The organism is Phytopseudomonas argentinensis, assembly GCF_900113905.1.
Taxonomy (GTDB): domain Bacteria; phylum Pseudomonadota; class Gammaproteobacteria; order Pseudomonadales; family Pseudomonadaceae; genus Aquipseudomonas; species Aquipseudomonas argentinensis.
In genome coordinates, this window is record NZ_FORC01000003.1 from 520,710 (window position 1) to 545,216 (window position 24,507).

11 protein-coding genes are annotated in these 24,507 nt (G+C 65.3%); 4 read left to right on the plus strand and 7 right to left on the minus strand.

All coding sequences use genetic code 11. The features are described 5' to 3' along the window. Position 1: 1 nt before the first annotated feature. The 6 genes from BM154_RS16940 to zwf form a co-directional block, all read right to left on the minus strand. Positions 2 to 469 carry a TadE/TadG family type IV pilus assembly protein gene (locus BM154_RS16940; protein WP_074886652.1) on the minus strand — a complete coding sequence of 156 codons (468 nt, stop codon included), beginning with the start codon at positions 467 to 469 and terminating at the stop codon, positions 2 to 4. Between the two features lie 395 nt (positions 470 to 864). Next, positions 865 to 2,043 carry a beta-barrel domain-containing protein gene (locus BM154_RS16945; protein ID WP_074886655.1) on the minus strand — a complete coding sequence of 393 codons (1,179 nt, stop codon included), beginning with the start codon at positions 2,041 to 2,043 and terminating at the stop codon, positions 865 to 867. Beyond that, on the minus strand, positions 2,030 to 4,186 hold the full coding sequence (locus BM154_RS16950) for a type I secretion system permease/ATPase (RefSeq protein WP_074886658.1): 2,157 nt from the start codon (positions 4,184 to 4,186) through the stop codon (positions 2,030 to 2,032). The genes BM154_RS16945 and BM154_RS16950 overlap by 14 nt, the downstream gene beginning before the upstream one ends. Continuing rightward, on the minus strand, positions 4,176 to 5,426 hold the full coding sequence (locus BM154_RS16955) for a TolC family protein (protein WP_074886661.1): 1,251 nt from the start codon (positions 5,424 to 5,426) through the stop codon (positions 4,176 to 4,178). Before BM154_RS16955 ends, BM154_RS16950 begins: the two co-directional genes overlap by 11 nt. 20 nt (positions 5,427 to 5,446) lie before the next feature. Next, the gene (locus tag BM154_RS16960) at positions 5,447 to 15,829 is read right to left on the minus strand and encodes an Ig-like domain-containing protein (protein WP_074886664.1); all 10,383 of its coding nucleotides are present in this window, start codon (positions 15,827 to 15,829) and stop codon (positions 5,447 to 5,449) included. 487 nt (positions 15,830 to 16,316) lie between these two features. Further along, the gene (gene zwf, locus BM154_RS16965; protein WP_074886667.1) at positions 16,317 to 17,768 is read right to left on the minus strand and encodes a glucose-6-phosphate dehydrogenase; all 1,452 of its coding nucleotides are present in this window, start codon (positions 17,766 to 17,768) and stop codon (positions 16,317 to 16,319) included. A 155-nt stretch (positions 17,769 to 17,923) separates the two neighbouring features. On the opposite strand from zwf, the gene hexR reads away from it, so the two are divergent. The 4 genes from hexR to BM154_RS16985 all read left to right on the plus strand — a co-directional run bounded on the left by hexR (position 17,924) and on the right by BM154_RS16985 (position 21,667). Further along, positions 17,924 to 18,790 (plus strand): transcriptional regulator HexR, encoded by an 867-nt coding sequence (hexR, locus tag BM154_RS16970; RefSeq protein ID WP_074886670.1) that lies wholly within the window; start codon positions 17,924 to 17,926, stop codon positions 18,788 to 18,790. A gap of 17 nt (positions 18,791 to 18,807) precedes the next feature. Next, on the plus strand, positions 18,808 to 19,098 hold the full coding sequence (locus tag BM154_RS16975; RefSeq protein ID WP_074886673.1) for a YceK/YidQ family lipoprotein: 291 nt from the start codon (positions 18,808 to 18,810) through the stop codon (positions 19,096 to 19,098). Positions 19,099 to 19,209: 111 nt separating this feature from the next. Further along, positions 19,210 to 19,398, plus strand: a complete 189-nt coding sequence (locus tag BM154_RS16980; protein ID WP_074886676.1) for a PA3496 family putative envelope integrity protein — start codon at positions 19,210 to 19,212, stop codon at positions 19,396 to 19,398. Positions 19,399 to 19,483: 85 nt separating this feature from the next. Beyond that, complete coding sequence (locus BM154_RS16985; RefSeq protein ID WP_074886679.1) at positions 19,484 to 21,667, plus strand: patatin-like phospholipase family protein; 2,184 nt, start codon at positions 19,484 to 19,486, stop codon at positions 21,665 to 21,667. A gap of 30 nt (positions 21,668 to 21,697) precedes the next feature. On the opposite strand, the gene BM154_RS16990 is transcribed toward BM154_RS16985, so the two are convergent. Further along, a complete protein-coding gene (locus tag BM154_RS16990) occupies positions 21,698 to 24,412 on the minus strand; it encodes a DEAD/DEAH box helicase (protein WP_074886683.1) in 2,715 nt (904 codons plus the stop codon). Positions 24,413 to 24,507: the final 95 nt, after the last annotated feature.

Consider the following 24,507-nt stretch of genomic DNA (forward strand, 5'->3'; position numbering starts at 1 on the left):
CTCAGCCTCCCGCCCCGTGGCTATACAGGCGGATTTTCGCTTCGCCGCGGATCTCGTCCGGCAACTGCGGCACCTTCCAGCCGAATATGGAGAAGGGCGGCATGATGCGCTCCGGATCACCGTGGCGCACGCACACGCTCCACACCGAGCCGGTTTTCAGAAAGCCGTCATAACCCTCGCAGGGTTGCGCCCAGGCTGTCGGCAGCCAGGAGTTGCGCACGCTCTGCTGCACGCGTTGCTGATAAAGGGCGATTTGTTCAGGGGTAGGTGCGCGAGTATCGGGGGAGCGAATGGCATCACGCAGCGCTTCGCTGGCCAACTCCTGGTAGGTGGCGCCGAGCAGGAACGGGATGCTGTAGCCGACCAGCCCGTAGAGGATCAGGAAAAAGATGATGAAGGCGATCGAGAACTCGACGGCGGCAGCGCCTCGCTGCCGGTAAGCCGAGCCAGACCCAGCTGAGAGAGGCACTTCCCTGATCCTCGAGAGCGGTTATTTCCAGACGTTCCAGCGGCGTGATCGGCCTGTGGATAAATCGGCCGGGGGCCGACGCCCAGGTGGGATACACTCGCCACTGGCTTTGTAATAGCACGCGCCCAGGCGGCTCTCCATCGCACTTTGTGATTAATCGGACAAGGCGTTTTCCTCTTTGAGCCTAAGAACCTGCTTACGGTCTTCGTGCCGGCTTTATCAATGTCGAGTGCTATGTGACGGGAGCGGCCGTTCACAATTTTGTAGGAGCGGCTTTAGCCGCCAGCTCTTTGCGGCCTAATAAAGCTCGGGGCTATAGCCCCTCCTACATACTCACCGACCGCTTCTGCCTTGTAGTTACCCGTACGCATGTCCAGAAAGATCATGGGCGGGGTCTAATAAAGCTGGGCCTTGAGCAATGGCCTGAGCAGGTAATTGAGCACCGTGCGCTTGCCGCTGAGAATGTCCACTTCGGCCACCATGCCGGGAATGATCGGCAGGATTTCGTCACGGCGCTTGAGCTGGCTGCCGTCGGTCTTGATCAGCACCTCGTAGTAGAACTCCTTGCCCTGGGCCGTCTCCTCGAAAATGGTGTCGGCACTGATCTGCTCCAGGGTGCCGGTCAGGTACCCGTAGATGCTGTAGTCGTAGGCGGTGATCTTCACCTTGGTGGGCATGCCCGGCACCAGAAAGGCGACATCGCGCGGCTTGATGCGCGCCTCGATGAGCAACTGATCCTCGACCGGAATCACTTCCATGATCGGCTCGCCGGGCTGGATCACCCCGCCGCGGGTGTTGATCAGCACGGTGTTCACCCGGCCGCGTACCGGCGACAGGATCTCGGTACGGCGCAACTGATCCTGGCGCTGCGCGATGATGGGCTCCAGGGCGCTGAGTTCGCTTTTCTTGCTCTGCCGCTCGGTGTAAGCGTCCTGGAAGTAGGTGCTGCGCAGTTCGGTCAACTTGCCGTTGAGCGTGGCGATTTCCTGGCCGAGCTTGAGCGCTTCCATCTGGCTCACGGCGCGTTTGGCCACCAAAGGTTCGACCAGGTCGAGCTGCTGCTGCGCCAGGCGGATCTGCCGGTTGATCGCACTGACGCCGTCCTGCAGCTTGTCGCGCCGGGATTTGAACAACTCCTGTTCGGAGTGCGCGAGTGGGCTGGTTGGGTCGATGTCCTCGGCAAAGTCGATGCGCTCCTTGCCCAGCACTTCGGCATCCAGGCGCGCGATGGTGGCGCGCAGTGCCGCCGACTGGTTGGCCGACTCCTGGAAGGAAGTGCGAAAGCGCGTCTCGTCGAGGCGCACCAGAGGCTGGCCGACTTCGACCAGATCACCTTCGCCGACCAGCAGGCGGTCGAGAATGCCGCCCTCCAGGCTCTGGATCTTCTGGATGCGGGTAAAGGGCACCACGCGGCCGTCGCCGCGGGTCACTTCATCGAGCTCGGCCCAGGCGGCCCAACCGATGAACAGCAGAACGGTGGCCAGTACCGTCCACAGCAAGGGCCGGAACAGTGGATGGGTGGCGCTCAGCAGCGGATCGTCGAGCTGCCGGCGCAGGCGGTCATTGGACGCCATGATTGCCCCCTCTCGGCTCCTGCGGTGCGCTCACCACGTTGTCCTGCACCACCTGATCCAGGGCGCCGTCCATGATCACCCGGCCCTGGCGCATCACCACCGCGCGCTCGACCAGCGAGAGCATGACTTTCTTGTGGGTCACCAGGATCAGGGTGCGGCCGCTGACCCAGTGCTGCAGGTATTCGACCACGTTCTTTTCGCTGGCCTGGTCGAAGGACGACGTCGGTTCGTCGAGCAGCACGATGGGCGGATCCTGCACCAGCACGCGCACCAATCCGACCGCCTGGCGCTGGCCACCGGACAGGCTGGCATTGCCCTGGATGGGCATGTCCAGGCCCAGCGGATGGCTGCGCACCCAGGCGCCGAGGCCGACGCCGTCGAGGGCTTCGAACAGCTCCTCGTCGCTGACCGCCGCGCCTTCCAGGTTGAGGTTGTCGCGCAGGGTACCGTAGAACAGCGCGATGTCCTGGGGCAGATAGCCGATATGCCGGCGGCGGTCGGCGGGGTCGATCTGGGTCAGGCTGATGTCGTCGACCATCACCCGCCCGGCGCTCGGGTCGAGCAGCCCGGCGAGCAGGCGCAGCAAGGTGGATTTGCCGGCGCCGTTGCCGCCCAGCAGGGCAACCCGCTCGCCGGCGCGGATGCTCAGGGCGTTGATGTCGACGATCGGCGGCGCGTCGTCATGGGCGAGGCGCAACTGTTCGAGGCGATAGTCGCCGGTGAGGTGTTCCTTGCGCACGAAACGTTGGCCGGCCGGCCGCTCGACCGGGCCGGTCATCAACTGGTCGAGGCCTTCGAGGGCGACCTTGGTGTGCTGCCAGCGACCGAGAATACCGGCGATCTGCGACAGTGGGGCAATGGTGCGCGCCGCCAGGATCGAGCAGGCGACCAGTGCGCCCATGCTCAGGTAACCATCACTGATGCGGTACACACCGAATACCACCACGCCGACGTAGCACAGCTGCTGCACGGTGCTCACCCCGTAGCTGAGCGCCGAGGTCAGGCTCTGGGTTTTCATCGCGCTGCCGGCGAGCTGCGCGGTGAGGGTTTCCCACAGGTGCATGCAACGGCCTTCGGCGCGGCTGGCCTTGACCGTCTCCAGGTGCTCGATGGATTCGAGCAGGATGCCGTTCTTCACCGACCCTTCGCGCAGGTTCTGGCGCGACAAGCGCGCTAGGCGACCCTGGGCGAGCAGGCCGGGGAGGATCATCAGCACGGCGGCGACCACCGGCACCCAGACCACATGACCGCCGATCAGGGCGATGATCAGCAGGAAGATGAACACGAAAGGCAGGTCGCTGATCACCGCCGCGCTCGACGAGGTGAAGAATTCGCGCACCGACTCGAACTCGCGAATCTGCGTGCTGAAGGCACCCACCGACGCCGGCTTGGCGCCCAGGCGGGTGTTGAGCACGCGCTCGAACAATAATGATGAAAGCTGCAAATCCAGGCGCTTGCCCAGGGTGGTGAGCAGGTGGGCGCGCAGCCCGCGCAGCAGGCTTTCCAGGACGATGGCCAGGGCCACGCCGCTGGCCAGCACCCACAGGGTGTCGAAGGCCGCGTTGGGCACCACGCGGTCGTAGACCTGCATGGCGAACAGCGCGGCGGCAATGGCCAACAGGTTGGCGATAAAGGCCGCCACGGCCACTTCGGCATAGGAGCGGCGCAGGCGCTTGAGCGCGCCGTAGAACCAGTGCTCGCGGGTTGGGCTGGCGAATTCCTCGGCGCGCCCGTCCGGGCGATAGCGGCACTTGGCGAACACTGCCATGCCGCTGTAGAGCGGCTGCAGATCGGCGACCGGCAGTTGCTGCACGCCGCCGTCACTGTGCGGCACGAGAATCTCGGCCTGCTCGCCGTGTTGGCCGACCAGCACCACGCAGCGCCCGTCATTGAGCAGCAGCAGGGCCGGTAACAGGTAGCCATCGATGCGCTGCAGTTTTTCTTCGCTGACCTGGGCGACGATATCGGCACGGCGCAGGGCACGCGGCACCATGCGCAGCGGCAGGCGGCCCTGATCCAGGGCGATGCCGTCGGCCAGTTCGGCGTCGCTCACCGGGCGGCCGAGTTGCCGGCATAGCAGCACCAGGCCCTGGCGTAGCGGGTCCTGGCTCTTGCCCGGCGAGGTCAGCGTGTCAGGATCCATTCAGGCCATTCTCCAGCAAGGGGCCGAGCAGGCCGATCTGCGCCGCAGCGCGGTATTCCAGGCGCAGGCGCTCGACCTGCAGCACGATCAGCTGGCGCTCGGCTTCGAAGCGCTCGCGCTGCACGGTGAGCAGGTCGATCACGTCGCGCCGGCCCACTTCGAACTGCTCGCGATACAGGCCGCCGACCTGCTCGGAATCACGCACCTGCACGGCCAGGGCGTGCTCGCGCCAGAGCAGCGAATCGCCGATATCGAACAGGCTCTGCAACTGCCGGCGGATGTCGCGCTGGATGGCGTCCTGGCCCCAGCTGGCGGACTCCAGGCGCTGGGCGGCAGCGGTGGGGCGCTGGAAGTTGGAGAGGCCCTGAATGGTGTCCATGCGCAGGCGCAGGTTGACCATCGAGTCGTTCTGCAAGCGCCCGCCGATCTCCCGCCGCGTGGCCGAGGCCTCGAGGTTCAGTTGCGGCAGCAGCGCCGCCTTGGTACCACGCAGCTCGGCCTGGGCCAGGTTGGTGTCTTCCAGGGCGCGCTGGTAGAGCGGCGAGCCGGTGATCAGCCCTGGCAGATCACGGGTCGCCAGGTAGCGCTGCATGGACTGTGGGCGTGGTTCGGCCAGGCCCTCCGGCGGCGCCCCGACGAGCAGCGCGAACTGGTTGCCGGCATCGAGCAGGGCGCCTTTTTCCAGGGCCAGCTGCTCCTGGGCGCGGGCGATTTCCAGGCCGGCACGGTCCTGCTCGCTGCGGTCCGAGTAACCGTCAGCACCGCGTGCCTCGGTCATTCCACGGATGTCGTCGAGCAGGCGGATATGCCGGCGTACCGCGTCGATACGACGCTGCGCGACCAACACGTCCAGGTAGGTCTCGACGATGTCCAGGGCGGCGTCTTCGCGGGTCACTTCGGCGCTGGCCGAGAGCTGGCGCTGGGTGGCCTTGGCGCTGTCCACCTGGCTGTCGACACGGCCCCAGTCGTAGAGCATCTGCGAGACGGTAACGTCGTAGACGGTCTCGCCAATATCGAACTCCTGGGGGCCACCGGACAGCGACAGCGACGGGTAGTAGCCACCCTTGGCGATCTTCACCTCGGTCTCGGCGCGAGCCGCCTCGGCCACCGCGGCGCGCACCTGGGGGTGGATCGCCAGGCCATTGCGTACCGCCTGGTCCAGCGGCATGGCCATGGCCGAGGCCGGCAGACACAGGGTCAATGCCAGGCGCGCGGCCCATCGACAATGAGGTGTGTGCATACGGTACGACGATTTCCCTATCAACTGACCACAACCTGTACCGTGTTCTCTTCTACCAAGAGCGTGGTGTTTCCGTAGGTATAGACGTCATAGACGATGCCTTCCAGCAACTGCGTCCCGCCTTTCACCGCGCTGCTGCTGACCATCAGGGTGTCGTTGCTCTCACCGGTGATCTGCAGGACGTTGCGCGAGTCGGTCATGGCATCCACCGCGGCGGCGGTGAGGGTCAGGGTGCTGCCCGAATCGCCGGTGCCAAGGTCGATGCGCTCGATGTTGCTGAAGGTGCCGATGCCGGCGGCGCCGTAGTTGATGTCGATGCCGCCATCGAACACCACGGTGTCAAAACCGGCGCCACCGTCGACGCTGCCGAAATTGGTGGCGCGGATCTGAATGGTGTCGTTGCCGGCACCGGCGTCCACCCGATCACCAGCGGCCACGTTGAGAATCAGATCGTTGCCAGTGCCGGCGAAGATCCGCTCATTGGCGATGGTGGCGCTGCCGGACAGGATGTCGTCGGCGGCCGTGCCGTCGACGCGCACGGTACCGATGGTCAGGCCGAGCAGGCCGAGCGGATCGAGATCCACGGTGTAGACGCCGGTAGTCTTGCCCGCAGACGTCGCGGTGATACGCAGCGCCAGATCCGGCCCCAGGTTGAGGATGTTGGTCAGCGACAGGCCGAGCTGGCTGAGTACACTGGGGCTGAGCAGGTTGATGGAGAAGTTGCCGTTGGCATCGGCGGCCAGCGGTGCAAGGCCGATGTAACCCGCCGGGGTCAGCACCTCGACCGCCAGGGCCGCGCCGGCCACCGTCTTGCCGCTGACGCCGAGCCGCGCAGCCGGCAGGTTCAGCAGGCTGAGGTTGGCATCCACCGCCAGGTTGCCCAGGGTGATTGGCTGCTGCTGCAGGCTGGCGCCCAGGCCCAGGGCAACCACATTGCTCTGGTTGCCTGCCTGATCCTTGGCCGAAACGGACACCTGGGCGCTGAGCAGCTGGTCCCAGGTCAGGCCGATGTTCAGCCCGCTCAGCAGGTTCACCGACGCCAGCCCGGCGTTGTTGGCGGTGACCGTGGCGGTGGCGACGGTGCCGCCCAGGTCGATGCGCACGGTCAGCTCGCTGTTCGGCTCAGCGGAAATGGTCAGCAGGCTGCCGACCAGGTTCAGCACCGGTGACGACGGCGCAATGGTGTCGACGGTGAAGTTCGCCGCCTGGGAGTTGGCGCCATTGTTGATGTGCGCCGTGACCGAGGCTGCGCCCTGGGGGAAGCTGCCCGTTGGCGGCACCACCGAAACCACGGCGTTGCCCGCTAGCGCTTCGGCAGCGGTAACGGTATGGGTCTGATTGAAGGTGTAGCCACCGCTACCGCTGTAGGTGAGGGTGACGGTGTCGCCGGCGCGCACCCCGGTGGCCAACCCGACGCGCACCTGAATACCGTCGGCGGCTTCGGCAGCGTTGATGTAGGTGTCGAGGGCTTCCGCCACGCTGATGATAGGTGCCGACAGGTTGGGTGCGTTGGTGCCCGCCGATACGCTGACGTTGCCCGCGGCATCGGTTGCGGTCACGGCGATCGCCTGGCCTGCCACTAGTGCTGGGATCAGCACCGCGGCGAAGGTGCCTGCCGCGGTGGCGGTCACCGTGATTGGATTGGCCACATTGCCGTTCACCACGATACGCACCTGGGTGCCCGCTTCTGCGCTACCGGTAAGCAGGGTACCGTCTGCGCTGACGAACAGGCTGCTCGGTGCGTTGGGTGCCTGGCTGTCGATCGTGGTACCGGCCGAAGGGCTCTGGTTGCCGGCGGCATCCCTGGCAACCACGTTGACGGCGGTGTTATGGGGCAGCGGACTACTTGGCGTGAAGCTCCAGGTGCCGTTGGCGGCGGCGGTCGTGGTGCCGATGGGAGCGCCATTGCTGCCGGTGAGCACCACCGTGCTGCCGGCCTCGGCCGTGCCGGTAAGCACGATGCCTCGGCTGGGTTGAATGGTGGGCGCGGCGGGCGGCACGGTATCGATGGTGGCACTGTTCGAGCCGCTGGTATTACCCGCTGCGTCACGCGCCACGGCAGTGACTACGGTGCCATTGGCCAAGGCACTGCCCGGCGAAAAGCTCCAGCTGCCACTGGTGTTGGCGGTTGCCTGCCCAATTGTCGTGCCACCCGGGCCGGTGAGGATCACCGTGCTGCCGGCCTCGGCGGTGCCGCTCAGCGAGATGCCGTTGCTGGGTTGAATGGTGGGCGCAGTGGGCGCCACGGCATCGACCGTGGTGCTGACCGAGCCACTGCTATTGCCGGCCGCATCCCTGGCCACCGCCGTCACCACCACGCCATTGGCCAGGGCCGGGCTTGGGGTAAAGGTCCAGGCGCCGCCGCCGTCGGCGATGGCAGTGCCGATGGGTAGGCCCCCGGGGCCGGTAAGCACTACGGTGCTGCCCGCTTCAGCCGTGCCGGCGAGCACCGTGCCATTGCTGGGCTGGATGGAGGGCAGTACGGGCGCCACATTATCGATGGTGGTGCTGGCCGATGGGCTGGTGTTGCTGGCGGCATCACGTGCCACCACCGTCACCAGCGTGCCGTTGGCCAGGGGTGACTGCGGCGTGAAGCTCCAGGTGCCGTCGGCATTGGCGGTGGTGGTGCCGATGGGGCTGGCGCCGGGGCCGGTGAGGATCACCGTGCTGCCCGCTTCGGCCGTACCGGTCAGCAGGTTGCCGTTGCTGGGTTGGATGGTCGGGGCACCGGGCGCCACGGCGTCGATCACTACGATGGCCGGCGCGCTAGTGTTGTTGGTGGCATCGGTGGCGGTGATGCTCACCGAGGTGCCGTTGGGGATGGCCGGTGAAAAATTCTGCGACCAGGCACCGGTGGTGGCGTCGGCCGTAACCTGCACGTCAGCCCTACCTACAATACGGATGGTGACGGTGCTGCCTGGCTCCGCGGTACCGCTGAGCACGCTGCCGTTGCTGGGCAGTACGTCGGGCAGGTCGGGCACCCTATCGTCCACGGTCACGCTGGCCGGGGTGCTCAGGTTGCCCGCCGCATCCACGGCGACCGCAGTGACGACGGTGTCTTCCGCCAGCGGCAGCGCTGGTTTGTAGTACCAGTTGCCATTGCCGTCCACGGCCACCGTGGCGATCTGTACCCCGCCCACGCTCAGGCGTAGAGTGCTGCCGGCCTCGGCGGTGCCACTCAATTCGCTGCCGTTGCTGGCGGCGATAACCGGTGGGAGCGGGGCGAGGCTGTCGACCGTGGTGCTGGCCACGGGGCTCTGGTTACCGGCCGCGTCTTCTGCCCTGACAGTGACCACCACGCCATTGACCAGGGCGGTGGCAGGGGTGAACGTCCAGTTGCCGCTGCCATCGGCCGTCAGGGTGGCGATGGTATTGCCATTGGCGGTGAGCGTAACCGTACTGCCCGCCTCGGCGGTGCCGCGCAAGGTAAGGCCGGTGGTGGCTTCGATGGTCGGTGCCACGGGTGCGATGGCATCGACGGTAACGGCAGTGGGCGCTCCATCGTTGCCTGCGGCATCCCGGGCACTGACGCTGACCAAGGTGCCATGCTGCAACGGCGTGGGCGGGGTAAAACTCCAGGCGCCGCCAGGGCCTGCGGTGGTCTGCCCGATGATGACGCCGCCCGGGCCGGTGAGGATCACCGTAGCACCCGCTTCTGCGCTGCCACCGAGCTGCACGCCGTTGCTTGGCTGCACCACTGGGGCGGCGGGCGGCACGGCGTCGATCACCAGGTTTGCCGGTGTGCTGGTGTTGCCGGCTGCATCCTCGGCCACCACCCGAATCGGGGTGTTGTTGCCGAGTGCTACCGGCGGCACGAACGACCAGTTGCCTGCGCCATCGGCCACCGTTTGGCCGATGGCGACGCCGCCTGCGCCGGTAATGATGACCGTGCTACCGGCTTCGGCCGTGCCACTCAAGATCACCCCATTGCTGGGCTGGATGGTGGGTTGTGCTGGCGCCTGATTATCGACCGTGACTGCAGCCGCTGGGGCACTTACGTTGCCGGCTGCATCGGCAGCCGTGGCGGTGATGTTGATGCCGTTGCCCACGGCAGTGCTCGGGGTCAGGGTCCAGTTACCGTTGGTGTCCGCCACGGCAGTGCCGATGCTGGTGCCCGCCACGCGGATCGTCACCGTGCTGCCGGCTTCGGCGGTGCCGCTGATGAGCTGGCCGTTGCTCGGCGCGATCACCGGCGCGGCGGGTGCAATGGCGTCGACCAGGATGCTGGCGGGCGCACTTTCGTTGCCCAGCGCATCGCGGGCCACCACGGTGACCAGGCTGCCATCGGCCACAGCCGGGGTGAGGGTGGTGCTCCAGTTGCCATTGGCGTCGACAAGGGCGGTGCCAAGCGGCGCACCACCTGCTCCCGTAATGACGACCGTGCTGCCGGCCTCGGCCGTGCCACTGAGCAGCACGCCATTGCTCGGATTGAGAGTGGGATGATCCGGCACCTGGGCGTCGATCACGGTGCTGGCGGATGGGCTGGTATTGCCTGCCGCGTCGCGCGAGACCACCGTCACCTGCGTGCCGTCGACCAGTGCGGTGTCGGGGGTGAAACTCCAGCTGCCAGCCGCATCGGCGCTCGCCTGGCCGATCACCGTACCGCCTGGGGCGGTAAGCAGCACAGTGCTGCCGGCCTCCGCCGTACCACTGAGTTCCACGCCGTTGCTGGGCGAGATGGTCGGCGTAACCGGTGCGACGGTATCGATGACGGTGCTGACCGACGCGCTGGTGTTGCCAAGCGCGTCCCGGGCGGCGGCGCTGACCAGCGTGCCGTTGGCGAGCGCCGGTGAGGGGGTCAATGTCCAGGTACCGTCGGCGGCTGCGGTGGCCTGGCCGATGACGCGGCCGCCGGCTTCGGTGACTACCACGCTGCTGCCGGCTTCGGCGGTGCCGCCGAGCTGTTGGCCATTGCTGGCATTGATCGTCGGTGTGGCTGGCGCCTGGGCGTCGACCGTGGTGGCGACCGGCCCACTGGTATTGCCGGCGGCGTCCCGTGCCACGGCGGTGACCACCAGGCCATCGGCCAGGGCAGGCGTGGGTGTGAAGGTCCAGTTGCCATTGGCGTCGGCGGTCGCCTGGCCGATGCTGACGCCGCCCGAGCCAGTGAGAATCAGCGTGGCGCCCGCTTCGGCCGTGCCGCTGAGTTGCGTGCCATTGCTGGCAGCGATGGTGGGGAGATCGGGCGCAACGCTGTCGATCACCGTGGAGGCCGCTGCACTGCTCAGGCCGGCGATGGTGACCGTCGCCTCGACGATGGTGCCATTGGCCAGCGGTGGCTGCGGGGTGAAGGTCCAGTTGCCCTGAGCGTCGGCTACGGCCTGGCCAATCACGCTGCCCGAGCCGTCGGTCAGTTGTACGGTGGCGCCCGGCGCGGCGGTGCCACTGAGCTCGCTGCCGTCGCTGTGCGCGATGGTCGGGCGCGACGGCAGGGTCGCATCCACGGTCACGCTGGCAGGCGGGCTCTGATTGCCCACCGCATCGGTGGCGGTAACCGTCAATTGGGCGCCGTTCGCCAGGGCGCTGGCCGGGGTGATCGACCAGTTGCCATCGGTGTCGGCGGTGGTGGTCTGGCTGAAGCCATTGGCGCCGGTGATGGTGATCAGGCTGCCGGCTTCGGCGGTGCCCGTCACCTGCGTGCCGTTGCTGGGGTCGAGCAGTGGGGCGGCGGGGGCCTGGGCGTCGATGCTGATGACGACCGCCGGGCTGCTGTTGCCGACTGCATCGCGGGCGATCACGGAGACCTGGGTGCCGTTGGCCAGCTGGCCGCCCAAGGGATGCGTCCAGGTGCCATCCGCATTGACCTGAACCGTCAGCGGTGCGGCATTGCCGATGGTCAGCGACAGGATGCTGCCGGGCTCGGCGGTGCCGCTCAGCTGGGTCGAGCCGTTGCTCGCTGTGATCGTCGGGGTGGCGGGCGGCTGAGCATCCACCAGGGTAGCGCCTGGCTGGCTGGTATTGCCGGCAGCGTCACGAGCGACCACGTTGACCTGAGTGCCATCGAGCAACGGGTTCTGCGGCGTGAAGGACCAGTTGCCATTGCCATCGGCGGTTGTCTGGCCAATGGCAACGCCGCCCGGGCCGGTGAGAATGACCGTGCTGCCGGCCTCGGCGGTGCCGCTGAGCGAGCGGCCGTTGCTGGGCAGGATGGTGGGCGTGTCGGGCGCGGCGGCGTCGACCGTGATGCCCACCGGGGCGCTCTGGTTACCGGTCTCGTCGCGGGCCACGATGCTCACCGCGGCGCCGTTCGCCAGCGGTGCTTGAGGCGTGAAGCTCCAGTTACCCTGGGCATCGACCCTTGCCTGTCCGATTACCGTGGCGCCGATACTGATCACCAACAGGCTGCCCGCCTCGCCGGTACCACTGAGTTGCTGCCCACTGCTGGGCACCACGGTGGGTGCTGCAGGGGCCACGCTGTCGGTAACCACACTGCTGGCGGCGCTGGTATTGCCGGCGGCATCACGGGCTACCGCGTTGATTGGCGTACCGTTGGGTAATGCGCTCGCTAGCGTGAACGACCAGTTGCCGCCGGCATCGGCTGTGACCTGGCCAATCAGTGCACCATTGGCGCCGGTGAGAATCACCGTGCTGTCGGGCTCGGCGCTGCCGCTGAGCTGTGTACCGTTGCTGAAACCGAGGCTCGGCGCTGGCGGCGGCACGCCATCGATAATCAGCGAGGCGGCAGGGCCGGTATTACCGGTCGCATCCGTTGCCATCGCCGTGACACGGGCCCCGTCGGGCAATTGCGCGGTCAGCGTCGTGCTCCAGGTGCCATTGGCCGCTGCCGTGGCTTCGGCGATCAGGTTGCCGGCACCGTCGCGCAGGGTGACGGTGCTGCCCGGCTCGGCGAAACCGCGCAGGATGATGCCGTTGCTCGGTTCGATGATCGGTGTAGCGGGCGCAGCGGCATCGATGCTCAGGCTGGCGGGCGCGCTGGTGTTGCCAGCGGCGTCGCGCGCCACCACGGTAATGACGGCGTTGTCGGCCAAGGCTGGCGATGGACTCAGCGACCAGTTGCCGTTGGCGTCAGCAGTCGCCTGGCCGATCACCCGCCCGCTGCTGTCGCTGATGATCACCGTGCTGCCGGCCTCGGCGCTACCCAGCAGCCGCATGCCGTTGCTCGGATCAACGACCGGCGCCTGCGGTGCGACGCTGTCGATCGTGATGCTGGCCGCGGTGCTTTGGTTACCCGCCGCATCGCGGGCAACAACGTTGACCACCGTTGCGTTGGCCAGCGGTGTACCGGGCTGGAAGCTCCAGTTGCCCTGGCTATCGGCAATGGCCTGGCCGATGGCGGTGCCACCCGGCCCGGTCAGCAGCACCGTGCTGCCGGCTTCGGCTGTTCCGCTGAGCAGGCTGCCGTTGCTGGGTTGCAGGGTGGGTGCTGGCGGCGCGACGTTATCGGTCACGGTGATGGCCGGCGCGCTGCTGAGGCCGTTGGCCACCACCGTCGCGCTGACACTGGTGCCGTTGGGCTGTGGGGTGGGCGGCGTGATCGTCCAGTTGCCATTGCTGTCGGCAGTGGCCTGGCCCAGGAGGACACCGTTCGGATCGCTCAGCACCACCAGCGCGCCTGCCGTCGCGGTACCGGTGAACTGGCTGCCGTTGCTTGGCTCGATGGTCGGGCTCGCCGGTAGCGTGGTATCGACGGTCTGGCTGGCGGCCAGGCTCTGGTTGCCGGCCGCGTCGGTCGCGGTAACGGTGACGTTCGCGCCATTGGCAAGCGGGGTCGCTGGCGCGAATGTCCAGATGCCATCGGCATCGGTGGTGGTGGTCTGGTCGGGGGCACCGGGAATGCTGATCGTGATGGTGCTGCCGGCTTCGGCGGTGCCGCTAAGCAGACCTCCGTTACTGGGATAAATCAGCGGCGCATCGGGTGCCAGGGTGTCGACGATCCCCGTGGTGGTGCCACTGGTGTTGCCGCTGGGGTCTCGGGCACTGAGCTCGATGGTAACGCCGTTGGCAATCGGCCCACCGGGGCTAAGGGTCCAGTTGCCGTTGCCGTCCGCGGTCACCTCTACCTCAGGCGAAGTGCCAATACGGATCGTCACCGTGCTGCCCGGTTCGGCGCTACCGCTCAGCAGTGTGCCATTGGTGGGATTCAGGGTGGGCACCGCGGGCGGTTGTGAGTCGATTACCACCGTGCTGGGTGGACTTACGTTGCCGGCCGGGTCACGGGCGGTGATGGTCAGTGGCGTGTCATTGCTGAGGGCGTTGCCCGGGGTGAAGCTCCAATTACCATTGTTGTCTGCTACGACTTCACCGATGGATATTCCACCCGGCCCGGTGATCACCACGGTGCTACCGGCCTCCGCACTGCCACTAAGGGTACTGCCACTGCTGGCGTCGATCTGCGGAGCTGCAGGTGGGGTCCGGTCGATCTCCACGATCAGCGGTGGGCTGGTATTGCCCACGGCATCGCGCACGCGGATTTCGATTGCTGCGCCGTCCGCCAGCGGTGTGGTGGGGATGAAGTTCCAGTTGCCATTGGCATCGGCAACGGTTTGTCCGATCAGCTCGCCATTGTTGTAGATCAAAATGATCTTGCCGCCGGGCTCGGCGGTACCGCTCAGCTCGCTACCGTTACTGGGTTGAACCACGGGTGGTAGCGGCTGCACGGCATCGATAATTAGAGTGGTTCCCGCGCTGGTGCCTGCCGGGGTGCTGGCGGTAGCGCTGATCACCGTACCATCGGCAAGCGCAGATGGTGGAGTTATGGTCCAGGTGCCGTTGGCCCCAGCTATGACGCGACCAATCTCGCTGCCGTTGGCAATGACAATGACCAGGCTGCCAGCGTCCGCGGTGCCCGCAATAAGCGTTCCGTTGCTTGCAGCGATTATCGGTGCATTGGGCAGTGCGTTATTCACCACCACGGCTTCTGCTTGTCCGACGTTTCCCGCGGCGTCGCGGGCCACCACACTGACCTGGCTGCCATTGGTGATCGCCGGGCTGGCAGTGAAATGCCAGTTGCCGTTGGCATCGACCAGCGCCTGACCGATCACGCCATTGGAGTCGCTGAGGATAACGGTGCTGCCCGCTTCCGCGCTACCGCTGAAAACCGTGCCATTGCTATTGCTGATGGTCGGCCGATCTGGGGCTTGAGCGTCGATAGTCAGGCTGGTTTGCTGACTGATATTGCCGGCCCGGTCAGTGGCGGTGATGGTGACGGATGTATTGTTGGCCAATGCGGGGGTGGGTTGATAAGACCAGGTGCCATCTGCAGCCGCAGTCACGGTAAGCGTTGTATTGCCATTGATGGTCAGCGTTACCGTGCTGTTAGGCTCGGCGGTACCGATCAGGTGAGCGCCATTGCTGGCCTCGACGCTGGGTGCTGCAGGAGGCGTCTTGTCGATAACAATACGAATTACCGGAGGGCGAAAGCCGCCAGGCGCAACCGTATGTACATCGATCAGGGTGCCATCGGGCCATGCGGGTGACGGAATCCATGACCAATCACCATTGGCGTCGGCAGTGGTCTGGGCGAGCACCTCGCCATTGGGGTGAATCAGGAAGATGGTGGCATTGGCTATTGCCGAGCCGCTCAACTGGTCACCATTGCTTGGTTCTACGGTCGAAGGCTGGGTTACCAGGGGGGCGTCGAGGGACGCCGGCGGGCTGACATTGCCTGCTGCATCCACCACCAGGACGTTGATGGTTTGGCCGCCCGTCAGCGCTGCCGCAAATGTCACTACGAAATTGCCGTCGGCATCGGCGTTGACGGTATACACGCTGCCGTTGACCTCGACCCTGACCAGGGCTCCAGGTTCTGCGGTTCCCGTCAGGAAGCGACTGTCCTGGCTCAGCAGCAGATTGCTGGCCGCAGCGGGTGGTTCGTCGTCCTCCGGGTCTCCAGGGTCCACTGGCTCTACGGGGTCTACCGGATCGACAGGAGGTGTGGTGCTGCCGCCCTCGTTATTGCCGCTACCACTATTAGTGCTGCGCTGGTCGACCTGATCCGCCACCGCCACGCCGCCAGCGATGGCTACCCCGCCGATAACGGTAGCCGTGCCCAGCCCTAGGGTGCCTCCGGCGGCGCCCGCCACGGAAGTCAGAGAGGTGAAGCCCGAGAGCGTACCTTCCGATGCGTAGGACGCGGCCAGAATGCCATCTGAAGCCGCTGCCTGGGAAAGATCCACCGCGACCAGCTGTTCTTCTTCACCCACCAGATACAGCTGGCTGGGTTGTTCGACCGATGCATAAAAATTGCTGATGCGCAGAACCTCACCGTTCTGCATCTGCATGATCAGATCCGGCCCTTCGCGGGTATAGCTGGTAACTGCCTCGGGCGGGATATTGAGCGCTACATGGCTGCTTTCGGAGAGAGGGAGCGTATTACTGACAGTACGTTCGGTGGCTTGCGTGACCTGTTGGCCAATGGGCGCGACTTTCGCCTGTACTGCCATGCAACTTCTCCTGTTACCCACTACTGAACAGTGCCAAGCGAGTTTCAATTCACCCCAATTTCACTGCGAAGGAGGGGTGAGATTAACTTGGCAAGTTTTTAAGTTAGCGGCTGAGGAGAAGGTGGAAAACTATCGATGATAACTTTTTGAAATTAAATAATATTAATCTAATAGCTTTGGTTATTTAAAACAAAATTACTAATCACCTCGGATTAGCCAGTGTTTCGCAACTCATTGTTTTTTAATCTTATAGATTTCGCCTTGTGCGATTAGTGGCCTTGATAGGTTTCCGATATTCACGAGTAAGCCAATGGGTAAATAAATTTATTGAACCTAATGGCTCGCGGCAGAAGTATGTCAAGTTCCGATCCATTAATCGGATCGCTGTCTTATAAGATGTCATCAATAGCCAAATGCTTACACGCCGAGGCATTGATTGGCGGGTGGCAATAAGCGGGCTGTTAATAGCAGCCCGCCTCCTGGGCTATTAGGATTCATCGATCCATTGTCGACCATGGCGCTCCAGCAGGTGCTGCAGCTGTTCCGGGCCATTGCTGCCTGCTGCATAGGGGCGTGGGCTCTGGTAGTGCTGTTGCCAGCCCTTGATGATCGGGTCGACCCATTGCCAGGCGGCTTCCACCTCATCGCGGCGCATGAATAACGTGGAGTCGCCTTCGATCACGTCCAGCAGCAACCTTTCATAGGCATCCCAGCGGCGTTGCTTGTTGAAGGCATCGGCCAGGTTCAGGTCCAGTTCGACCGGCTGCAGGCGCATGCCCTTGCCCGGGTTCTTGGCCATCAGCTGCAGGCTGATACGCTCCTCCGGTTGCAGGCGAATCAACAACTGGTTGGCCTGGCCATTGCCGAACAGCTGGTGGGGCACCGGCTTGAATTGAATGAGAATTTCCGAACTCTTGCGAGCCAGGCGCTTGCCGGTACGCAGGTAGAAGGGCACGCCCGCCCAGCGCCAGTTGTTGATTTCGGCCTGCACGGCGACGAAGGTCTCGGTGTCGCTGTCGTTATCGACGTTCTTCTCGAAGTAGTAGGCCGGCACGTCCTGGCCGCCGATCCTGCCGGCGGTGTACTGGCCACGCACGGTCTTGTCGCGTACATCCAGCCCGGTGATGGGTTTGAGGGCCTCGAGAATCTTCACCTTTTCGTTGCGCACCGACTCGGCGTCGAAACGCACCGGTGCCTCCATGGCCACCAGGCAGAGCAATTGCAGCAGGTGGTTCTGGACCATGTCGCGCATCGCACCGGCGTTGTCGTAGTAGCCGCCGCGGTTTTCCACACCCAGGGTCTCGCACACGCTGATCTGCACATGGTCGATGTGCCCGGCGCGCCATACCGGCTCGAACAGCGCGTTGGCGAAACGCAGGGCCATCAGGTTCTGAACGGTTTCCTTGCCCAGGTAGTGATCGATGCGAAACACCCGGGACTCGTCGAACACCGCGCCAATGCTGGCATTGATCGCCTGCGCCGACTGCAGGGAATGGCCGATGGGTTTCTCCAGCACGATACGGGCGCCCGCGCCTGCCAGGCCGGCGACCTTGAGGTGCGACGCGATGTCTTCGAACAGGTCGGGCGCGGTGGCCAGGTAGAAGAGTCTGACGCGCTGCTGGTCAGCGCCCAGGTACTTGGCCAGGCGGCCGAAATCGGCACTTTGCGAGGCATCCATGGTGAAGTAGTCCAGACGCTCGGCGAAGCTGCGCCAGGTATCTTCATCGAAGTCGGCGCGCGCTACCTGCACGCGGCAGTGTCGTTCGGCGAGGGCCTGGTAGGCGGCCCGGGTATGGGTACTGCGGGCCAGGGCGAGAATGCGTGTATCGCGGTGCAGCCGACCATCGCGATGCAGGTAATAGAGCGCCGGTAGCAGCTTGTGCAGGGCGAGGTCGCCCGTGCCGCCGAATACCAGCATGTCGCAGCAATTGCTCTGCATGGGAACTCCGATTCGGTTTGTCCGTGCGAGGTCGCCAGGCTTGTAGTATAACTACAAGATCACTACAGCCCGGCGGCGTCCCTCGATCATAACCGAGTCGTGGCGCTGCAGACGTCCAGTCGCGTATCCATCCTTTGCCAGTCGAGTCCCAGCCAGTGAATTTGTTGCAGCACATTGCCCAGTCACGCCACCTCCTGCGTAAGTCGGAACTCAAGGTGGCCGATCATGTGCTTCTCGATCCTGCGGCGGTCATGCATAGCTCCATGGCCGAACTGGCCCACCTGGTGGGCATCAGCGAACCGACCATCGTACGTTTCTGCCGCGCCATCGGCTGCAGTGGCTTCCAGGATCTCAAGCTGAAGCTGGCGCAGAGCCTGGCCGCCGGTGCCAGCTTCGGTCAGTTTGCGATCCACGAGGACGACTCGGTCGCCGACTTCAGCATGAAGATCTTCGATACTACCCTGCATACCCTGATCGAAGTACGCGAGAAGCTCGACCCGGTAGCCCTGGAAAAGGCTATTGGCCTTTGCTCCCAGGCGCAGCGTATCGAGTTCTACGGTTTTGGTGCGTCTGGCGCGGTAGCCGCTGATGCCCAGCACAAGTTCTTCCGTCTGCTGCTCAATGCCGCGGCCTATTCCGACCCGCACATGCAGGCAATGTCCGCCATCACCCTCAAACCGTCCGATGTGGCGGTGTGCATCTCCCAGTCCGGGCGTTCCAAGGACCTGCTGACCACCGCCAATGTGGTGCGTGAAGCCGGCGCCTCGCTGATCGCCTTGTGCCCCGGGCAGACGCCGCTGGCCGACCTGGCCACCGTCAACCTGGCCATCGACGTGCAGGAAGATACCGAGATCTACACCCCGCTGGCCTCGCGTATCGCCCACCTGGTAGTCATCGACGTACTGGCCATGGGCGTAGCCATGGCCCGTGGCCCGAGCCTGGTCAACCACCTCAAGAGTGTAAAGCGCAGCCTGCGTAGTCTGCGTTTATCGGCTAAGTCGATACGCACCACGGAAGAGTAGAACCGTTGAATTCAAGGATGACCTGGCGTGTGAGGCCGGGGGTAGGCGTCGGCCTGATCAGCATGCTGTTGGGTTGCAGCAGTGTTGTAACCCGTCTGGGGCCGGACGAGGAGGTCAAACTCTATCCGGCCACCAGAAAGACCGTAGACATGACTGGCGATCTCTACTGCTGGATGTTTTTGGGCTGCCCGATTTTTCTGGTAACCCTGCCGGTGGATCTGGCGCTGGATACCGTACTGTTGCCGGTAGACGGTGTGCGTGTGTTCAACCGGAACACGCAGGAAAAAACGCAGATGGCTAGCCGCTAGCGTTTCTCAAGGTCTGGCAGATTGCTGTCACCGGTCTTTCATCTATGTGCCGTCAAAGCGTCATCGCATTCGCTGAAGCTGGTCTCCCGTAATTCAACCTGGAGACCTGCCATGGCTCGCCATGTGGATGAAGCGTTGCACCCGGAACAGAGCGTCGTCAAAGCCCGCCGCAAGCTGCTCGACGAGCAGCGCATGCGTTACCGTCGGGCCATCGAGGCCTATGGCGAGAATCGTCGCCTGCAATCGGAAATCTCCAGCTTCCAGGATCCCTTCATGGGCGAATCCCACCGCCTGCACTGATTGCAGACGGAACATTTCGCGGCGCGCATCCCTGGCCGGCAGGCTCCTATAATGGCGCTTTTTCGCCCAACGCCAGGGATGTGCCATGCGTCGTCTGTTCGTTCTGTTGTTCCTGCTGTTTCCCCTCCTGGGTATTGCGCAAGAGGCCCAGCCCAAGGTCGGCCTGGTGCTGTCCGGCGGCGCGGCGCGGGGGCTGGCCCATATCGGCGTGCTCAAGGCGCTGGAGGAGCAGGGTGTGCGCATCGATGCCATCGCCGGCACCAGCATGGGCGCGGTAATCGGCGGCTTGTACGCCTCGGGCTACAGCATCGCCGAGCTCGAGGAGGTGGCGCTGACCATGGATTGGCAGCAGGTGCTGTCCGACGATCCGCCGCGCACCGACGTGCCGTTTCGGCGCAAGCAGGATGACCGCGACTTTCTCATCAAACAGCGCCTGAGCTTTCGTGATGACGGCAGCCTCGGTCTGCCCCTGGGCGTGATCCAGGGCCAGAACCTGGCGCTGCTGCTCGAGCGGCTGCTGGTGCGCAGCAGCGACGTGCGCGACTTCGACCGCCTGCCGATTCCCTTTCGCGCCGTGGCCACCGACATCGCCAATGACCAGAAGGTGGTGTTTCGCAGCGGCCATCTGCCCCAGGTGATCCGCGCCAGCATGTCGATCCCGGCGGTGTTCGCGCCGGTGGAGCTGGACGGCCGCCTGCTGGTCGATGGCGGCATGGTCGACAACATCCCCGTGGACGTGGCGCGCGACATGGGCGTCGACCGGGTCATCGTCGTCGATATCGGTACGCCATTGAAACCGCGCAAGGAGCTGCTCACCGTGGTCGACGTACTCAACCAGTCGATCACCATGATGACCCGGCGCAATTCCGAGGAGCAACTGGCCACGCTGCGCGACAGCGACGTGCTGGTGCAGCCGGACATGGCGAGATTCGCAGTCACCGATTTTGGCCGCGGCGAGGAAATGATCGAGGCGGGCTACCAGGCCGCCAAGGTGCTGCAGCCGCGCTTGAGCGAGCTGGTCCGACGCAGCGGCGGCAACCCGGCACTGACCCTGGCGCGCAGTGCCCAGCAGCGCGCCCCGGTGATCCACGCCATCCAGGTGGACAACGACTCCAAGGTTGGCGACGAGGTGATCCGCAACTATATCCGCCAACCCATTGGCGAGCCGCTGGACATGGCCAAGCTGCAGCGCGACATGGGCACCCTGTATGGCCTCGACTACTTCGAGCGGGTGCAGTATCGGATGGTCAGCCGCAACGATCGGAATACCCTGGTGATCGATGCCCGGGAAAAGCGCACCGGCACCGACTACCTGCGCATGGGGCTGAACCTCTCCGACGATTTCAACGGCGACAGCGTCTTCAACCTGGGGGCGAGCTTTCGCAAGAACGGCATCAATCGCCTGGGTGCCGAGTGGCTGACACGGGTGCAACTGGGCGACCGCCAGGAGCTGTTCAGCGAGTTCTATCAGCCACTCGACGTCGGCTCGCGCTGGTTCGTGGCACCCAACCTGCGTGCCGAGGCCTGGAACCTCGAGTCCGTGCTGGACAACGACCCGATCGCCGAGTACCGGGTGCAGCGCTACGGCTACGGGTTCGATATCGGCCGGCAGATCGCCAACAACGGCGAGCTGCGTTTCGGCATCGGCCAGGCCTGGGGCGATGCCGAGGTGCGTATCGGCGAGCGCGATCAGCCGGAGTTCAGCTTTACCGAGGGCTACTACGAACTGCAGTACGCCTTCGACACCCTGGACAATGTCGACTTTCCCAACGAAGGTGAGGAGATCAGCCTGAACCTGCGCCAGTATGACGCCAGCCTCGGTGCCGACGATCGCTATCGGCAGTGGCAGATCAAGCTCGACAAGGCGTTCAGCCAGGGGCCGCACAGCCTGGTGGTTGGTGCTCGCTACGGGCGCACCCTCGATGACGCCCAGGTGGTCACCTCCAGTTTCCAGCTCGGCGGTGCGCAGCAGCTCTCGGGCTTTCGCCAGGACGCCCTGGCCGGCCAGAACGTCAGCCTTGGGCGCATGGTGTACTACCGGCGCATGACCCCGCGCTCGTTCCTGCCGCTGGACTTCCCGCTGTACTTTGGCGCTTCCCTGGAACGTGGCCGGGTGTGGAACAACGACAATGCCTTCGATAGCGGTTATATCAACGCCGCGAGCGTGTTCCTGGGTTACGAGACGCCGCTGGGGCCGCTGAACTTCAGCTATGGCCTGAATGACGAGAACGAGAAGGCCCTGTACCTGAACCTGGGCCACAGTTTCTGAGATCTGCGGCGCCAACAGCTTTCGGCCAGACTACAGGCGCTGCAGCAGCGCCTGTAGCGCGCGGTCCGGCTCCTGGGCCCACAGGCCATAGCTCAAGGGCACCACCTCCAGGCCGGCGCGGGCCAGCACGCGGTAGCGCTCCAGTTCGAGAAAGCCCTCGCCGTCGCCCGGAAAGCCGATCAGGTCGATGGCCAGGCACTTGTCGCCGCGCTGGCAGAACAGGTCCAGCAGCAGGCCGGCCAGCGGATAGCGTGTCCAGGTGAGCACACCATGGGCCTCGAGCGCGGTGCACAGGGCACGTTCGAAGGCGTCCTGCTCGGGCTGCTGGTGGCGGGGCGTCGATGGTTCGGCAGCGCTTTCCAGGTAGCGGCGCAGCAGGTGGTCGGCGGGCAGCTGACGTTCGTCGCCGCTGAACAGCAGCACCTGGCGTTCCCGGGCACGGGTAATCGCCACGTTGAACATGTCCTGGCGGTTCAGGTACACCGCGGCCTGGCTGCTACTGGCGTCGAGGGCGAAGCTGATGATCATCAGGTCGCGCTCCTCGCCCTGGAAGCCGTAGGGCGTATCCACCAGCACACGAAAATCGCGCAGACGTTGCAGGTCGAGGCCGGCGATGCGCTGGCGGATGGCCTCGACCTGATCGCGAAACGGTGACACCACGCCGATGCTCGGCTTGACCGGGCTGTCGGCGTAGCGCTCGATGTGCGCGTCGATCAGCTGCAGCACATGCTCAAGCTCCACCTGGTTGACGCCATTGCCCGCCCGCTCGCCTGTCAGGCGTTGCAGCTGCAGGCTGTCGCAGTGCGTCAGGCCCGGGCGCTCCTTCATCACCCGCAGGCGGTTGTCGTAGAAACGCTGATTGCTGAAGCGGATCAGCGCCGGGCGGCTGCGAAAGTGTTCGTCGAGAAAGGTCAGCGCGCGCTGCTCCGGCAGGTGCAGGCCGACCAGATCCAGCACGCTGTTGTCGCGATAGCTCCAGCGCTCGCGCTCTTCGCCTGGCAGGCCGCTGCGCTGCAGCAACTGACCCTCACGGTGGCGCGACAGGAACGACAGGTGGCGCAGCTGTCTGGCGTCACCGCTGATCACCGCGCGGCGGCAGCGCTGGAAGGCCGGCAGGGCCGAGGCGATATCGCACTGGGTGGCTTCGTCCATGACCATCACGTCGAACAGTCCGGGCTTGAGCGGCAGCAGGCGATGCAACTCATCCAGGGTCACCACCCAGATCGGGAAGGCGGCCAGCAGCAGTTGCGGATTGATGTCCTCGAAAAGCGCCAGTTGCCGTTGCGACTGGCGCGCGCGAATCGCCTGGTTGTATTGCACGAACAGCTGCCGGTTGCCGGCCAGCAAGCCACTCAGGCTGGCGGCACGGCGGGTATTGAGGTAGTCCCGGCTGAGCCGCTCACGGCGCTGCTGGCACTCGCGCAACTCGTCGAGCAGCGCCCAGGGGCGCACGCTGTGGCGCACGCGGCGCCGGACCCAGGGCAGCAGCAGGTGACGTCGCCAGAAACCCAGGGTGCCGCGCTCGGCCCGCAGGATCAGCCGGCTCCAGCGCAGCGCCTGTTCACTGCGCCTGGCCAGCGCCTTGGCCTGGCTCTGCTCCTGTTCGATCAGCTGTTGCAACGCGCGCTGCAGCTGCAGCTCGGCATCCGCCGTGACGCTCGGCAGTTGACCCTGCAACAGGCTGGCCAGGCGGTCGCGCAGGGTTTGCTGCAGGCTGCCGCCGTCGCTCTCGAGCACGGCATCGTGCAGACCGAAATCCTCGCGCAGTTTCTGGCCGATGACCCGAACGGCCTGGGCGCTGCGGCTGACCAGCAATACCGATTCGCCGTGCAGGTAACGATCCAGCGCCAGGGCCGCCAGGGTGTAGCTCTTGCCGGTGCCGGGCGGGCCGGAAACCTGGCTCAGCGGATAGCGCGCGGCGTTGGCCAGCGCCTGGCTCTGGGCCTGGCTGAGCTGAGCCGGCAGGGCCTCGGGCGCGCTGGCGGCCTGGGGCGAGACCGGCTGGGGCTCGCCAAGCAGTTGGCACAAGGGCGCCGACCAGTCACGGGTTTCCTGCAGTTGCTGCAGCTCATGGACGATGCCACGGCTACCACTGCCGCGGGGCACCAGGGCGACGAAGGCGGCAGCCCGCAGCGACAGGCTGCGGCGGCGCAGCGCCTGGTCCACGGCTTGCTGGTCTTCGAGCGCCGGGAAACCACTGGCAGTAAGTACGTCGGTCACCCGCGTGCGCCGGCTGATCCAGCCCAGCAGGTCACCGAGCCCATGGCTATCGATGGGCGCGTCGGCCAGGGGCAGGTCATCGAGCGAGGCGGTGTCGGCGTCGACCAACAGCTGGCGCAGCAGGCGCCAGTTGGCCAGCGGTTGACTGGGGTCGATGGCCAGCAGGTGCGCATTGCCCTCGCTGCCGCTGTTCAGGGTGGCTTCGTAGTACACCAGCGGTGCACAGAACGCCGTGGCCGGGCCGTCACCGCCACTCAGTCGCCCACACACCGGCAGCACGCCATAGACCAGCTGCAGTTCACGTTGGTAGAGGCGCTGCTGGCGCTCCAGCTCGGCGCCAATGCCCGGTGCCAGCGCCAGCAGCGGCAGTGCGCCGCTGGCCAGCTCTTCGCGGCCGTCGAGCCAGGCCAGGCGCCCGGCTGCCAGGGTGGAGAGATTGTCGAGGTTCAGGTCGCGGCTGTCAGCCAGGTAGGCGCTGCGATAGAAGGCCAGCAAGCGGGCGATCCGTGCGTCGTGTTCCTGCATTATGGGTCCGTGGCGGCCTGGGTAAGGCGGCGACTCTACCGCTGCGCGTCATCGCTGTCACCGCGAAGTGCGGCGCCGAGTCAGCACTGGCGCAA